This is a genomic window from Rossellomorea sp. FM04394 (assembly GCF_041889765.1).
Lineage (GTDB): Bacteria > Bacillota > Bacilli > Bacillales > Bacillaceae_B > Rossellomorea > Rossellomorea aquimaris_B.
In genome coordinates this window covers 1,683,632-1,699,013 of record NZ_CP168654.1, presented here as the reverse complement: position 1 = coordinate 1,699,013, position 15,382 = coordinate 1,683,632, and the positions used below count along the sequence as shown (strand labels likewise).

General features: G+C 41.3%; 11 protein-coding genes. 1 reads left to right on the top strand and 10 read right to left on the bottom strand.

All coding sequences use genetic code 11. The annotated features are described in order from the left end of the window. Positions 1-40 precede the first annotated feature (40 nt). The 5 genes from ACCB35_RS08520 to ACCB35_RS08500 form a co-directional block, all read right to left on the bottom strand. A complete protein-coding gene (locus ACCB35_RS08520; protein WP_374056548.1) occupies positions 41-1,009 on the bottom strand; it encodes a nuclease-related domain-containing protein in 969 nt (322 codons plus the stop codon). A gap of 302 nt (positions 1,010-1,311) precedes the next feature. Further along, positions 1,312-3,141, bottom strand: a complete 1,830-nt coding sequence (locus ACCB35_RS08515) for an ABC transporter ATP-binding protein (RefSeq protein ID WP_374056547.1) — start codon at positions 3,139-3,141, stop codon at positions 1,312-1,314. 4 nt (positions 3,142-3,145) lie between these two features. Then, positions 3,146-4,900, bottom strand: coding sequence for an ABC transporter ATP-binding protein (locus tag ACCB35_RS08510; protein ID WP_374056546.1), 1,755 nt, complete (start codon positions 4,898-4,900; stop codon positions 3,146-3,148). A 204-nt stretch (positions 4,901-5,104) separates the two neighbouring features. Continuing rightward, positions 5,105-5,560 carry a TlpA family protein disulfide reductase gene (locus ACCB35_RS08505; RefSeq protein WP_374056545.1) on the bottom strand — a complete coding sequence of 152 codons (456 nt, stop codon included), beginning with the start codon at positions 5,558-5,560 and terminating at the stop codon, positions 5,105-5,107. 134 nt (positions 5,561-5,694) lie between these two features. Continuing rightward, on the bottom strand, positions 5,695-6,237 hold the full coding sequence (locus ACCB35_RS08500; protein ID WP_044337555.1) for a peroxiredoxin: 543 nt from the start codon (positions 6,235-6,237) through the stop codon (positions 5,695-5,697). A gap of 349 nt (positions 6,238-6,586) precedes the next feature. Here ACCB35_RS08500 and ACCB35_RS08495 point away from each other — a divergent pair, with 349 nt between their 5' ends. Beyond that, positions 6,587-7,453, top strand: coding sequence for a mechanosensitive ion channel family protein (locus ACCB35_RS08495; protein ID WP_374056544.1), 867 nt, complete (start codon positions 6,587-6,589; stop codon positions 7,451-7,453). A gap of 37 nt (positions 7,454-7,490) precedes the next feature. Here ACCB35_RS08495 and ACCB35_RS08490 read toward each other — a convergent pair whose 3' ends face one another. The 5 genes from ACCB35_RS08490 to ACCB35_RS08470 are packed head-to-tail and all read right to left on the bottom strand — an operon-like array spanning position 7,491 to position 15,379. Next, complete coding sequence (locus ACCB35_RS08490) at positions 7,491-10,262, bottom strand: VWA domain-containing protein (RefSeq protein ID WP_374056543.1); 2,772 nt, start codon at positions 10,260-10,262, stop codon at positions 7,491-7,493. After that, positions 10,246-12,006 (bottom strand): VWA domain-containing protein, encoded by a 1,761-nt coding sequence (locus tag ACCB35_RS08485; protein WP_374056978.1) that lies wholly within the window; start codon positions 12,004-12,006, stop codon positions 10,246-10,248. The genes ACCB35_RS08490 and ACCB35_RS08485 overlap by 17 nt, the downstream gene beginning before the upstream one ends. Positions 12,007-12,015: 9 nt before the next feature. After that, positions 12,016-12,897 (bottom strand): DUF58 domain-containing protein, encoded by an 882-nt coding sequence (locus tag ACCB35_RS08480; RefSeq protein WP_374056542.1) that lies wholly within the window; start codon positions 12,895-12,897, stop codon positions 12,016-12,018. Further along, entirely contained in the window at positions 12,894-13,895 is a 1,002-nt protein-coding gene (locus ACCB35_RS08475; protein WP_374056541.1) for an AAA family ATPase, read from the bottom strand. Before ACCB35_RS08475 ends, ACCB35_RS08480 begins: the two co-directional genes overlap by 4 nt. Then, complete coding sequence (locus ACCB35_RS08470; RefSeq protein WP_374056540.1) at positions 13,892-15,379, bottom strand: hypothetical protein; 1,488 nt, start codon at positions 15,377-15,379, stop codon at positions 13,892-13,894. Before ACCB35_RS08470 ends, ACCB35_RS08475 begins: the two co-directional genes overlap by 4 nt. Positions 15,380-15,382 lie beyond the last annotated feature (3 nt).

Here is a 15,382-nt window from a genome sequence, read left to right as displayed (position 1 = left end):
GATGTTGCTTGGGGATGATGGGGCTTAATTTTACTAGAGATTACTGATGACTGAGGTTTTTTGGGAGATAGTAGATTCTACCTTTTCCTTTACCTTTTGAAGAAAGGTCCATGTTATTTAGGAGATGATAGGCCACTCTGGAGGATTCAACACCTAAGAACTCTCTTGCTTGTTTGTTGGTGATATTTGGGTTTACAAGTAATAAGTAATCATAAATAGTCTGTTGGTGAGCATTCCGGTCAAATTCTCCACAATCAGGACAGTACCAAGACCTCATGTTACGTACCATATTGAATCTCTCGCATCGGGTACACATAACACCGCGTATGATCCCTTCATGCTGTTGGTTAAATTTAGAATATGGAGCATTCTCCTTCATTAGGGAATTGGCAATTTTATTAATTTCTTTCATTTCAAGAATTGAATTCGAATTAGAGCAGCTTTGTTGAATGGTAAGAAATTTCGCAACGAGATTCTCTATTCTGATAGCCCTACCTAAAGTATTTTTACTCTGACTAGAGGTAGATATCAATGAAGAAGAGTTTGTGAATACAACTAAAAATTCAATTGGGATAATAGGGAGTTTTTTCTTTTGGAGCCATTGTGTGAGGTGTATCTTATATCTATTCGCTTGAGAGAGGGGATTGGGAAAGCCTGTTACTTCTCCATTAAGAGTACGGGAAAATTGTTCAAATTGAGTTCCGAATTCCATTGATCCCGCTATATTTTTTATTTCTAAAATCAATATAAAATTTCTAGTGAGAATTAGAGTATCAATTTGGAAGAAACTCTCCCCCATTGGTATGCGTAGATCGTTAAGGACGAGCATGTGTTCATTATCGATTGTACTCACTTGCCGGTCTACTTTACACTCTCCATGGTAACCTGCCCAAGCTTTAAGCAAGTTTTCTTCAATCTTGGATCTGAGGCTGGATTCCCGGGGTAGCCTCCTTAACAAGGCTTCAAAATAGAGGATAATTAGGGGGATTTCTCTTACTTTAATGATCAAATTATCATTCCTTTCGAATTTGGTAATAATAGTATTCTACTTTCAAATAAGAATTCCCTTTATTATTGGAAAAATTTCAGTAATGATTTTTTTATCGACCGTAATAGAAATTTATCAACTGTTATTTTGTTTTATCAACCAAAATTTAAATTTATCAACCGTTTTTTCATTATATCAACCTTATTTTCACAATACCAACCGTTCTGCAAATTCCGACAAGTTCCGCAACCCCACCGTACAACTCCCCCTCCCATAACTACAACGAAAAAAACCCCACACACCTGTGCGGGGCTCCTCTCAACTTACATCGCATCCAACATCCTGAACTGCGATTTAACCAGCTCATAATAATCACCCTGCTGCTCCATCAGCTCATCGTGGTTACCGGATTCTTTGATTCTTCCATTTTCCAGAACAAAGATATTGTCCGATTCACGGATCGTGGATAGGCGGTGGGCGATGATGATCGCGGTCCGGCCGTTCAGTAGTTTTTTCAGTGCGTTTTGGATTTTGACTTCTGTTTCTGTATCGATGGATGCTGTCGCTTCATCCAATATGATGATTCTCGGGTTTGCCAAGAGTGCTCGGGCGAATGACAGTAATTGTCTTTCACCGACTGATAATACGTTCCCCCGTTCTTCAACTTCGGTCTCGTATCCATTAGAAAGCTTCTCGATGAATTCATTAGCTCCGATTGCTTCGGCTGCTTTCTTAACCTCTTCGTCCGTAGCATCTGGACGTCCAAATCGGATGTTATCCATGATCGTTCCGGAGAAGATGAAGGTATCCTGAAGTACGATGCTGATTTGGCTTCTTAAGCTTGAAACGGATGCATCCCTCAGGTTCACCCCATCAATCTTCACTTCACCTTTCGTCGGGTCGTAAAAACGGCTGATCAGGTTGGCGATCGTGGTTTTTCCTGAACCGGTATGACCGACTAATGCGACGGTTTGGCCGGCTTTCATTTCAAGGTTAATGTTTTGCAATGCTTTTCGTTTGTCATCGTAGGAGAATTCAACATTCTCAAACTGAATTCTTCCTTTGATGTCAGTCAGGTTCACTGCATTCGTTTTTTCATTTACAATCGGTTGTTCATCGAGGAATTCGAAGATACGCTCTGATGAAGCCATACCGATCAGTAGTTGATTATATACTTGACCGAGCCTTGAAATGGGCTCCCAGAACATCCCCAGGTAGAAGGCGAATGAAACGAATTCTCCGAGTTCCAATGAGCCGCCTTGGATAAGATGGGCACCGTACCATATGAGGACCGCTGTACCGATGGCGTTTGTCAATTCTACCAGCGGGCGGAACATGGCATTTTTCTTTGTGGCTGTTCTCCAGCTATCGAAGTTTTCGGTGTTTACCCCATCGAAGAAGGCCATGTTTTCTTTTTCTTGAGTGAATGATTGAGTAACACGGATCCCCTGAATGCTTTCATTAAGATGGGAATTTAGCTTCGATTGTTTGAGTCGTACCATCTGCCAGGATCTGCGGATGTTTTTCCGTAAGCTGGTTGAGATAAAAAACATGATTGGCAGAATGACCATGACGGCCAGTGTTAACTCAGGACTTAACGTAAATAGGATGACGATGATTCCAATAAGTAGAATGATATCCATCAAGAGATTTATAACTCCGTTTGTAAAGAGTTCCTGCAGGGAGTTAATGTCATTCATGATCCGGACCAGGATGGAACCGGCTGACCTCTGATCAAAGAAGCGATGGGATAACCATTGAACATGGCTGAAAAGATGCTTTCTGAGATCGTAAATGACCCCTTGCCCCAGCTGATTCATCCATCTGATTCTGAGCACGTTTGCAACGTAGTTCAATACATAGAGTCCCGCGATAATTCCAACTAGTGTAAAGAGTAAATTGGAATCCTTCTGCCTGATTGCTTTGTCTAATGTGTATACCCCGATCAGAATAGGTACGATCAATCGTACTGCTGTTGTGATCAGAACGGTGATGATGGATAAGGGCAGAAGTTTTTTAGAATAGGGTTTTAAATACGTTAGTAACCGGTAGAGTTGTTCCCAGTTAAACGGCTTATCAATCACTTGATCTGTAGAGTAATGGAATCTGCTTAGTACGCTTTTGTTCACTTTGTTTTTCTGACTCAAATCCACTCACCTACCCTTCCTGAGTTTGTAATATTTTTTTCTGGTCCTTGTATTGGATGTCATAGATCCGTTGATACGGCCCATTATTCTTCAGTAGGAATTCATGAACTCCCCTTTCGACGACTTTCCCGTTTTCCAGTACGAGGATTTCGTCTGCATGCTTAAGAGACGAAATTCGGTGTGCAATGATAAAGGTCGTTCGATCCGACATCACTTCTTTCAGCGCTTTTTGAATTCTGAATTCGGTTTCCATGTCTACGGCGCTTGTAGCGTCATCAAGGATCAGGATCGATGGATCTGTACAGATCGCACGGGCTATGGCAATTCGCTGCTTTTGGCCACCGGAAAGACCTAAACCTCTTTCTCCGAGTCTTGTGTCGTAGCCATCAGGCAGTTCTGAAATGAAATCATGAGCTTGTGCCCGTTTGGCTGCTTCCATGATTTCATCCATGGTTGCTTCAGGTCGCCCGTACGAAATATTGGCTTTGATGGTCGAGGAAAATAAGAAAGACTCCTGAAGGACGAATCCAATATTTTTACGCAGGGACTTTAAAGAGTAGTCTTTCAGGTCCCGGCCATCAATGAGAATTTCTCCTTCTTCGGGTTCATAGAAACGTGTAATGAGTTGTGTGATACTTGTTTTACCCGAGCCGGTCCCTCCGATCAGACCGATGACTTTTCCGGGTTCTGCTTTGAAGGAAATATCCTCCAGTGCAGCTTCATCATGAACGGTGTAATTCAGGGACACATGCTTGAACTCCACTTCACCCTTCATTCGATCAACGTGAAGAACATCTTGATGATCTTTTATTTCTTCATCCACTTCAAGTATCTCGAGTAAACGTTCCCCTGATGCTTTCGATTGGGAAAACAAGTTAATCGTAAATCCAAGATTCATGATCGGCCAGATAATGTACCACACTAAACTGTAGAACGCGACAAGCTCTCCTGGTTGAAGGTTGCCGTTCATCACCAGATAACCACCATATGCGAGGAGTGTCACCACGCTTACATTTCCCAAGAACTCCATTAATGGAAAGTACTTTGCCCAGATGTCCGAGGTGAAAAGGTACTTATCTTTATAATCACCGTTTGATCGGTTGAATTTGTTGATTTGATGATCTTCCCGCGATAAGGATTTTACTGTATTGATTCCTGAAATATTTTCTTGTACATTGGTGTTCAGCTTTCCGAATGATTTTCTGATGCCCCTGAAAGCCGGGTGAACCGCTTTATCAAATTTGTATACGGCAATCGCCAGAAATGGTAAGGAAACGAGGGTGACAAATGTCAGTTGAGGTGAGTAGTAGAACATAACCCCAAAGCTTACCGTTACCAAAAGGAAAAAGCGAAGCAATTCGGAAAAACCAAATGATAAGAAGAAACGGAATGCTTCTACATCTGCCGTCAGCCGGGACATGAGATCCCCTGTTTTGGCATTATCGTAGTAACTGAATGGAAGGAACTGAAGCTTTTCATACAGTTCGTTTCTCAGTCTGTAAACGGAAGTAATACCGAATAGATCTCCATTATATTGTTGAATAAAGGTAGCAACACCCTTCACTATCATGATGCCGATAAACCCGAATGCCAGGTAAGGAATCCACTGGTAGTTCCCTTGCAGAATCACATCATCGATCGTGATTTGCAGGATCATTGGATAGACAACAGTAATGCCGGTAACAAAGATCAAAAAGATCATTGAAATGATAAAATGCCTTTTATAAGGCCAATAAAAGGCTTTCAATTTTTTAAATGTATCCATATTTTCTCTCCCTTCAGTGTTCCAGAAAAAAACGACGTACTAATAAATATATCGGCTTTCGAAATATTTATCTACCCTTTTTTAGAATTTTTTACTTTTTTGTGAATTATCCTTCTAATCGTATTATTCTTATTTATTGTAAAAATGAATCCACAAAAAAAGATCGGTCTTTTGACCGATCTCTTCTCCATAATACGTTTGAACTCATTCGCTTTTTTCCATTTCATCCAACACACGATTGACGCGCTTTTCAAGCATTTTCATCCCGCTTCCTCCTGCTTGGAAGTGGCGAAGATTCCCATCTTTATCAAATACATAGTAAGCTGGCACGTATTGATTTTCAAATGCATCTGTTAACTTATGCTCACTGTCTACGAAGATTGGCTGAGTGATATCGTGCTCAGCCGCTACCTTTTTGATTTCTTCCATGTTAAGGTCTTCTTCAGAACGTGGCATATGAACAGCCATCACGTTCAGTTTATCACTGTATTTGTCTCGGAATTCATTTACTTGAGGCATGGCCTCTTTGCATAGGTGACAAGAGATGGACCAGAAGTGGATAAGCGTCGGCTTTTCTCCCACCAGATCCCCCTTTGTTACTTCTCCATTCAACCATTCTGTGGCGCCTGTTAGATCAGGCATTGGTTCACGAAGTTTCATTAATAGAGCCTCCTTCAATCCGTCTTAAGTATTATTTCTATTGTCAACAGGATGAATTTGTCCTACTCCTGTAATTAATGGAATGTGATAAGAAAAAGGCCTAACAATCGGTTAGGCCTTTATTCATTTAGAAATTATAAAGTTTTCTGACCTGGCTTCCAGTTTGCCGGGCAAAGTCCGCCAGTTTGAAGTGCTTGAAGTACACGTAGGGTTTCTTCAACGTCACGGCCGATATTGTTGTGGAATACTACTTGATATTGCAGTTCCCCTTCAGGGTTGATGATGTATAGTCCGCGAAGAGCAATACCTTCATCTTCGATTAGAACTCCGTATTCGCTGGATACACTGTGGTTAGTATCTGCAGCTAATGGGTATCTTAGCTCACCAAGACCATTTTCTTTACGGTCTGTGTTGATCCAAGCTAAGTGTGTATGAATGGTGTCTGTAGAGACACCGATAACTTCTGCATCTAAATCTTCGAACTCATCGTAGCGGTCTGACATTGCTGTAATTTCAGTTGGACAAACGAAAGTGAAGTCCATTGGGTAGAAGAACAATACTGTCCACTTATCGTTTTTCATATTTTCTTCCAGTGACACCTTACCGAATTCTTTGTTTGGCAATACAGCGTCCATTTCAAAACGTGGAGCTTGTTTACCTACCATGCGTTCTGCCATGAGTGAATCCCTCCAATGAGTTTTTAATGAAATATTTTATCTGAGAAAGGAAGGCTTGTCCTTTCTGAATCACAATTTTCATTATATAGGATTAATTTTTTTTAGTCAATCTCAAATTATAATCAATTTAATGTTAAAATGATTATAATTTATTGACAATATCCCTTACTTGGTTTTCCCCATTATATAGAAGTTTACTCACTTTTCTGCCTGATTAAACATCTACATAAAGTTTACCATTTCTCAACTGGGGAATAAAACAATATGCTTTTTGATATACTCTTTGACATGTCCTATGGTGAATTGTGTATACTAGAATGGTCATTATTTAATGGAAGGATGTTTTGGATTGAATTACATACTTGGTCTTAATGCATTAAGTGACCGACTTGCCAATTTTAATTGGGGCGGTTTATTGGTGACGATCGGAATTGGCGCTTTACAGATTGTAGCGATTTGGATCGCTTTCATTATCGTGAAAGGTGCGGCTAACAAAGTGGTTGAGAGAGTCTTTGATAAGTACCGCAAGAGAAATGATGTTTCTGAAGGCCGCGCCCAAACACTACAAAGTCTTTCAAAAAATATTATCGGATACATTCTGATTTTTGTTTTCTTTGTTACGATTTTACAAATCTTTGGGATCCAGGTGACGGCTATTCTTGCCGGGGCAGGAATTGTTGGTCTTGCAGTTGGCTTTGGGGCACAAGGATTAGTAAGTGATGTAGTGACTGGATTCTTTATTCTATTGGAAAAGCAAGTGGATGTAGGGGATTACGTGTCCACTGGAAATTTCTCAGGGATTGTAGAAGAGGTTGGTTTAAGAACGACTCATATACGTGGGTTTGATGGCACTCTGCATTATGTGCCAAATAGAGAAATTACGAGTGTCAGCAATCATTCCCGTGGAAATATGAGGGCACTTGTTGATATCGGGATCTCATATGATGATGACATTGACAAAGCGATGGTCGTGCTTCAGCAGGTTTGTGACACGATCGCTCAAGAAGATGACAATATTGTAGATGGTCCAAATGTGTTAGGTGTTCAGACACTTGGCGCTTCAGATGTAGTATTGAGAGTGCTATGCAAAACGAAAAACATGGAACAATGGGGAGTGGAACGGAAACTTCGTAAAGCTCTAAAAGAAGCTCTTGACCAAAATGGAATTGAAATTCCATACCCTCACCAGGTGTATATCGAAAAGAAAGAAAGCTAATGAAAGTAAAAAGAGAAGGTGCCCGCACCTTCTCTTTTTATTTGCCTCTTCCCCTTTTTGCATTCAGTAGACGTTGAAGGCGATCATCATCCTTAGTTTCTTGAGGATCCTGTTTAACCTTGGATTTGTTCATCTGCCCCTTCTTCTCTGAAACTTCAGGCATAGTCTGCTTGCTGCTTATAGGTTTTTCCTGCTCATTCCCCCCGCGTTTCTGTTTCACTTTGCTTCCAAGTTGTTCTAAAGTTGATTGTTCTTTGGGAGCGGAGACAGGGATCTTCCTTTTAAGCTTATTAATGATTTCCAATATAGGTCCTAATCCAAACCTTCTTATAGCAATTTCATTAAAAAATAGTAGAAAACTAATAATCATAAGGAGTGTACGGATTGATTGCTCTCTGGATGATTTGTATTTGAAATCTCGAAAGACTTCTTTAGGGGATGAATACCGCTTCCCTCCCGTTGCTTCTACTATCTCTTCCAGTGTTCGGGTTCCCCCCTTGTAGGAGTATTCTTTTGAATATGGAACCGCAAAGCCTGTTTGGTATGAGACTCCACTCTCTTCACCTGCCTTGGAGATATTCATATGATATAATCCGGGTGATAACCTGCTCTCAAATTCGACTTCATAGTCTCCCGGAGCCTTGATTCTCGTCGTTGCAGGAACCTCTTTTCCACTTTCATCAAGTGCCGTTACATCAAGTTGTGAGACATCTCCCGCAGATGCCGAAAGCTTTAACTGAGTATGTCCCCGATCGTCTTCCACATCGATGGTGTACGGGTTGGATTGAATATCAGGAAACGAACGTGTAACAAGCTGATTGATGAACGTCGGCCATCCCTTCCACCTGACGAAATCCCCTGTCCATTTTCCAGTTGTATCGGACGTAAAGGCAAATGTCCTCCCCAGACCATATCTCCAGGTTGCCAAAATTGGATCATTCTTCTCACTCTTCATCTCCACTTGAGAAGTGCCTTTTGGACTAGTGGCAATATAGGCATTCATTTTGGGAATGCCTTCTGTAAATAACGGTTCCCATTTAGACGAAAAAATCGCTGGATAAAATGGATTGTCTTCAATATAGGTCCTTGTTGTAATGACAGTCTCCCTTGTTAAGATACTCGGTATCACACTGGCGTCGACGACATCATAAAATCGACCTTTTCCCCATTGGGACAAATCATTTAATAGACCTCGATCTGCTCCTTCACCGATTGAGACGGTGGATAAGGTGATTTGTTTATCGTGCCCATCCTCTACAAGTGACTGGTAACTGCCTGTCGTCGCAGATTGTCCGTCCGTTAAAAGAATGATATGTTTTCTTTTTAAAGGTAAATCTTCTAAACTCTCATACGCTTGCTGTAAGGAGGAAAAGATTTCCGTTCCGCCGCCAGGTGAGATGGATCGTATTTGCTTTTCTACTTTTTTACGATCAGAAAGTGGTTTCGTCTCGACGATTTCCCATGGTCGATCGTCAAATGCAATGACTCCCAGCGTATCCTTATCCCTAAGTAAAGAGACGGTTCTCGCAGCAGCTTCTTTTGCAAGAGCAATCTTCTGACCATTCATACTGCCTGATCGGTCGAGAACAATGACAAGACCAAGAGAAGGAAGCTCCTTTTTCCCTTTCACATCCATGTCGACGGGCAGTAATTTTTCGATCGGCGTTCTAAAATATCCTCCAAGAGCAAAACTTTCGCTTCCGCCAAACATAATAAATCCTCGTCCAAATTCTTTCACGCTTTTCTCGATAAGGAGCATTTTATTTTCAGGAATGCTTGTAGCAGATACATTATCAAAAAGAATCGTCTGATATTCAAGGTAGGAAGTCAGCATTTCCGGTAACTGCTCAGGTTTGTATGAATCGACACTAAACCCTGCTGATTTCAGTAAAGGGGTTAATGGACTTTCTCCAGAAGGGCTTTCCACCAGGAGGACTTTGGCTGGACCTTCTGAACGGGCAAGATTGTATAAGGTATTATTTTCTTTGCTTTCATCTCCTTCAGTAAACGCCTCTGCCTTATATACCAATAAACCTGATTCACCTACGACATGCTTGAACTGAAATTCATTGTCACCTTCCTGTACTTGTACAATTTCCTTAATGATTGACTGATCATTTAAGGATATGCGCATCTCTATCTCTTTTTTAGTTGTGCTGTATGCGTTAACGGTTATGATTGTTTCTTCCCCTTCATATTGAATGGAGGGCGACGTAACCTTCGTCACTGCCACGTCTTCTTTCGTATCCGGTGAAAGTGGAATCCAATCCACTTCAATCCCTTTACCCCTTAATAATGGTATGGCATTTCCCCCAGACCCCGTCGTTTCCTTACCGTCCGTGATGGCGACAATTCTACCTCCACGGGTAAGGAGATTCGATGCATATTCCAATCCTTCTTCGAGGTTCGTTTCTCCCTCTTTGATTTCTCCTGCAAACTGATCGATTTCATTTCTTTCCTGTGAAATTGTTCGTTCAATTTCCGCGTTTTCTCCAAAGGCTACGATTCCGTATCCATCATGTTCCTCAGTGGTCCGGGATGCTTGATTGATCAGATTCAGGATATGATTCTCTTGTTCCGCCATAGATGCAGAACGGTCTGCTAAAATGAGTACCGACCGCCCTTTATCCGGCAACAAAATATACGGGTTAGCAAGGGCAATGATCAATAGACTCATACCAAATCCCCTTAATAGAAAGACGATCTTATCTTCCTTCCTCTTCAATCCCTGTTTGGCAAATAGGAAGAGTACAAATCCAAGGGGAATCATCAACCATAACCAAAGGATTTCTTTAAACTCGATTCCCACGTCTGTATACCTCCCATTCGATAAATAATAAAAGGATTGCCAAGATTAAAAACCACTCAGTAAGGGATTCGGGAATGCTCTTTGATTCCTCGTTATTCATTCCTTTAGTGGGTTCAAGGGAAAAGGAAGACCCTGCTGATATTTGTTTTTCACGGTCATCAAGTACGACAGTGAAATATTTCGTGTCACCATCTCGTATAGCCTGATATACACCAGGGGCTTCGGGTGCCTTGAACACTCCCTCCCCATTCCATTCTTTTACAAACTCACCTTCAGTCGAGTATATATCCCATTTATCTCCCGAAAGAGGTAATGTCCTCTCTTCACCCGGTTGATAATAGCCTAAAAACCCGTGATTCTCTGATAAAAATTGATAAGAATTATAAAGAAAGATCGGAAATCCCGGATGTAATGGGAAATCTGATTCGTTGAGGTGCAAATTTAACAGGACAAGCTTCTGACCATTCACTTCTCCCTTCTGTATGAGAGGAATGGAATCACCTGTGACAACTGATTGGAGATTCTTCATTTGGATGGAATTCACTTTTTCCACGTACACTTTTTGCAGATAAACATGTTTTAATATGGGATCATCATTCGTTGCTTTAATCCCCTGTGTCAGGGGAGTGGATTCTTTTGATTGCTCCGGAACAATCATGGCAGGACCCTCGACCGATAAACGCTGCCACTTCTCCTTTGTGGTCAAGATGATTTCATCCCCCGACTTCATTTTATCCTCTTCAATGGTTTTCACGTTTACTCCGATGGATTGAAACCCTTTTAATAAGAAGGGGTTGATTTCCCCCAGGACATGAATGGCCGGCTTTGAAGCAGCCTGAATATTTGAAAGGCTGTTATCTTCCATGTAATCATCATTAAAATCGATTACCGCCTTATAGATTGGGCTATGGGAAAGGTCAGCTAATGGAACAACGGTTTCCTCTCCCGGATCCAATGTCAGTTCCACTGAAAAGATTTCATTCTTTTCATCGTAAATGGCGAGGTGGCCCCTTCGTGATATCTCACTTTGATTTTCGACCACAGCGACTCCTTTATAAGAAGATCCCAGCCGTTCAACCCCGAAACTTGTTAGTGATACATTTACAGGATTAGTCAATAGATTATGTACCTGAATAGGACTTGAAAGTTCTTCTGTAAAATCGTCTTTTTCCATGGAGTCTGAGAAGATATGTATGCTTGATTCCGACCCGATCGCCAATGCCTCTCCAAGGTGAATCGCTTTTTTCATATCTTCGTTGTCATTAGACAATGGCAGGTTCTTTAAATCATTGAGAACAACCCTGTCGTTTGTTTCTTCCGAGACAATGGGGGTTACAGATTTCCCCACTGCCAATAAGGTTACTTTTCCATCAGTTCCTTCAACCAATGATTGGATGTCTTCCTTTGCTTCTTCAAAGTGAGATCGATTATTCACCAATGCGTTCATAGAGGCAGAGGTGTCCAGTAAAATGACTAGATGATCTTTTTTGGCCATTTCGTTAAATGTGTAAGGCTTTACCAGGGCGATCATTAAGAAGAAAAGGATCAGGACTTGTAAAAGAAGTAAGAGATTTTTCTGTAATCTATGAAACCATGGAGAAGCTTGCCATTCCTTCATAACCTCTTCCCATAGTAGATTTGAAGGAACAACTTGATCTCTGTATTGTTTTCGAAAGAAATACATTAAAATAACGGCGGCTATAAAAACAGAAAAGAAAAAAAAGATTGGATTCCCTATTCCCATCATATCACCTCAGCGGATCCATCCATTTTTTTTGAAATCTTTAAAGAATATTCCGTTTAATGGTGGCAGGCAACTTGTCTGGATATAGCCAAACCCCCATTTATTGCATAATGCTTCTATTTCTTTGTTGTGATGAACTAATCGCTCCTGATAGAGCTCCACCATCCTCGGATTTATTGATACATTCGTTTCCCGTTGTTTTTCACTATCTAATAATTTGACATCACCTTGATAAGACGGTGTTATCTCTTCTTCATCGAGGAGTTGGATAAAATAAACCATTTCTCTTTTAATCGAAAGTTTTCTGAGTGCTTCCTCTATCAATGAGAGCGATTCGAGTCCATCAGAAAGAATAAAGGATACGGAGCTTTTTTTTCGTACCCCTTTTCCTACTTGCTCAAAAAAGGAGATTCCTTCTTCCCCTGTATGGTCCATAGACAGCTCTTGAATGTCATGGAGAATCGCTTTTGCGTCCCGTGCCCCTTTTTTCATAATGCACTTTTGGTGATGAGCTCCCATGCAATGCAATGAAAGCCGGTCATCATTTGAAAGAGCTAAAAATGACAGTGCTCCAGCTAATTCTTTCGCTCTCTTCCACTTTCTATTTTCTATTAACATAGAGTTCGAGCAATCAAGGTAAATATGAACCTTTATTTCTCTTTCATCCAGATACCTTTTGATATATACCTTTTCCGTTCTGGCATACACATTCCAGTCGATTTGCCTTACATCATCCCCAAGTTCATACATTTGATAATCGGAAAATTCCAGGGAACTCCCATGATGGGTTGCGAGACGGGAACCTTTATGATGACCGCTCTTTAATCGTTTACCGGTAATCCTGTGCCTTTTCAGTTGAGCTAGAAACTGGCTGTGCCAAAGTGTTTTCACCGACTAACACCTTTTTGAACAAAATCGATCATTTCAAGGATGAGCTCATCCGTTCCAATACTCATGGCTTCTCCTTCAAAATTCAGGATCATACGGTGCCGCAATACGAGAGGAGCCACCTTTTTCAGGTCTCCAATGGACACATGGTACCTGCCTTGTGTCAATGCTCTGGCTTTGGCCATAAGAATGACATTTTGAAGCCCTCTTGGTCCACTCCCAAATTCAACATATTGTTTGATTCTATCCGTTGTTCTTTCACTATTAGGGTGTGTTGCATCAATAAGATCAATGGCAAAGTCAATCATTTCATCTGTGACCATGATTTCTTTCACCAGGCCCTGAATGCTTAATAGTTCAGCTTCATTCAGTCTTTTCTCAAGAACGATGTCTTCTGTTCCGGTTGTACGCTGGATTATTTGTTTTAACTCTGCTTTAGTAGGATAGGAAACCAAGATTTTACACATGAACCGATCAACTTGTGCTTCAGGCAAAGGATACGTTCCCTCAAGATCAATCGGATTCTGTGTGGCCAAGACAAAGAAGGGCTTATCCAAGGTCATCGTTTCACCTACCACCGTCACCGTATTCTCTGCCATTGCCTCAAGAAGGGCACTCTGCGTCTTGGGGGTCGAACGGTTGATTTCATCCGCTAAAACTAAGTGATGAAACAAAGGACCTTGATGGAATACAAACGGCTGTTGATCGTCCCGGTTTTGTTTCATGACCATTGTTCCAGTGATGTCTGTAGGCATTAGATCAGGGGTAAACTGAATTCGTGAAAAGCTAAGGTCCATAACATCTGCCAGAGTACGGACCAACATCGTTTTCCCTAATCCCGGTAAGCCTTCCAAGAGAGAATGACCTCCCGCAAGGATGGACCAAAGTACACCCTCTACAATTTCCTCCTGCCCTACGATAAAGCGCTGAACTTCTTCCTTCACTTCTGTTATCTTCAAGGATGCATGTTTAAATTGTTGTTCTTTATCCTCTAAGTTCACTCTGCCAACTCCCCTGGATCAATTTCACTGAAATAGGATTGTACGATATTTTCTAAATCTTTTGGGATCGTGGATCGATCTGACGACTTCCGGTAAGAAGAATAGTAATCCTGATACACTTCTTCATATGGACGGAGGGTTCCCTTTTGTATCGGTCCATTGCTTTCAAACCGCTCTCCCTCTTCACCCTCACCTAATTTGCCTGTATCCCGTTCAATATGGTTCTGCCCTTCGATTTTTTCCGGGACAGAAAGCATTTCTCTGGACCCCTGCCCGTTGCCGGCTCCGTTTCCTGCTAGAGGGGAGGAAACGTTTCCAGTTCCTGCACCGTTTCCATTCCCTCCCTGGCCAGGTGAATTTGAATCACTGTTGCCTGGCTGATTTCCATTTGCAGATGAAGAAGGACCACTATTCCCCTGTGACTTACTGTTTGCCTGGTTAGATGGCGCTTTACCGGAATTCTGTGCCAATGAATTTGAACTTGTGGTATCACTCTGTCCGATTGCATTCTTTAAGAGATCGGCTTCATTTTGTAGTTCATCTTGAAGTTTAGCTAGTTGATCTAACTGTTCTTCTGCGCTATCCGACTCTTTCATTATTTCTGACAATTCTTTCAAGGAGGCAATCCCCTGTGACTTCAAAGCCATTAAAAGCTGATCCCTTTGTGCTTGTGTCATTTGATTAATGGCTCGCTGGAGTTTATCGCCATTTTTTTCTTGAAGCGCTTTGTCTACGTTCTCAACATCTGCTATTTTTTTCTTCACTTCCTGAAGATTATCATTCCGTTTCTCAATTGATTTTTTCTGAAACTCGATCTCTTTCACTTTTTTGGATAGTTCATCATATCGTTTGGCCGCTTCCTTTACTTTCTCGAGCTCTTCAATTTTCTTCAACAACTCTTCTTTGATAGAAGCATTCTCTTTCTTTTCCGCCTGTTCTGCTATTCTTTTATTTGACTCCGCAATGATTTCCTTTTCTTCCTCAATCCGATTCGCTACCTGAAATGAGGTATTCCATTGCGTGAAAATCAGTAAGGATAATAGCATAAGAACTCCGCTTGATAACAGAAATGAAGGCTTAATTCTTTTCTTTCTATATTTCAATACTTCCGGATGAACCCTATTCATCTGCTTCAATGCATCATGCACAACCAGGGAGGAAAGGGCATGGCCACTGTTAAGGCTACTATAAGCGGCAGTTACACGATTGTCCTCCACGAACCCATCATAGGTGAAGGCACTATCCTTCAAAGTGGCTCTCCTTCGATAAAATAAAATCGCAACACCAATGAAAATAAAGGGGAAACCAATCCAAAGGATCCTTTCCCAAAATGGAATGACTACTGACGCTGCCATTGAAACGATGCATAGAGTAAAGACTCCTGCATAAACAAGCAGGAGCTGAATGTAAAACCAGAATTGATTGACCCAGAGCTTTTTTCTTATTTGCTGAAGCAATTGAAGAAATTGTTGAGTATGTTCCATCTT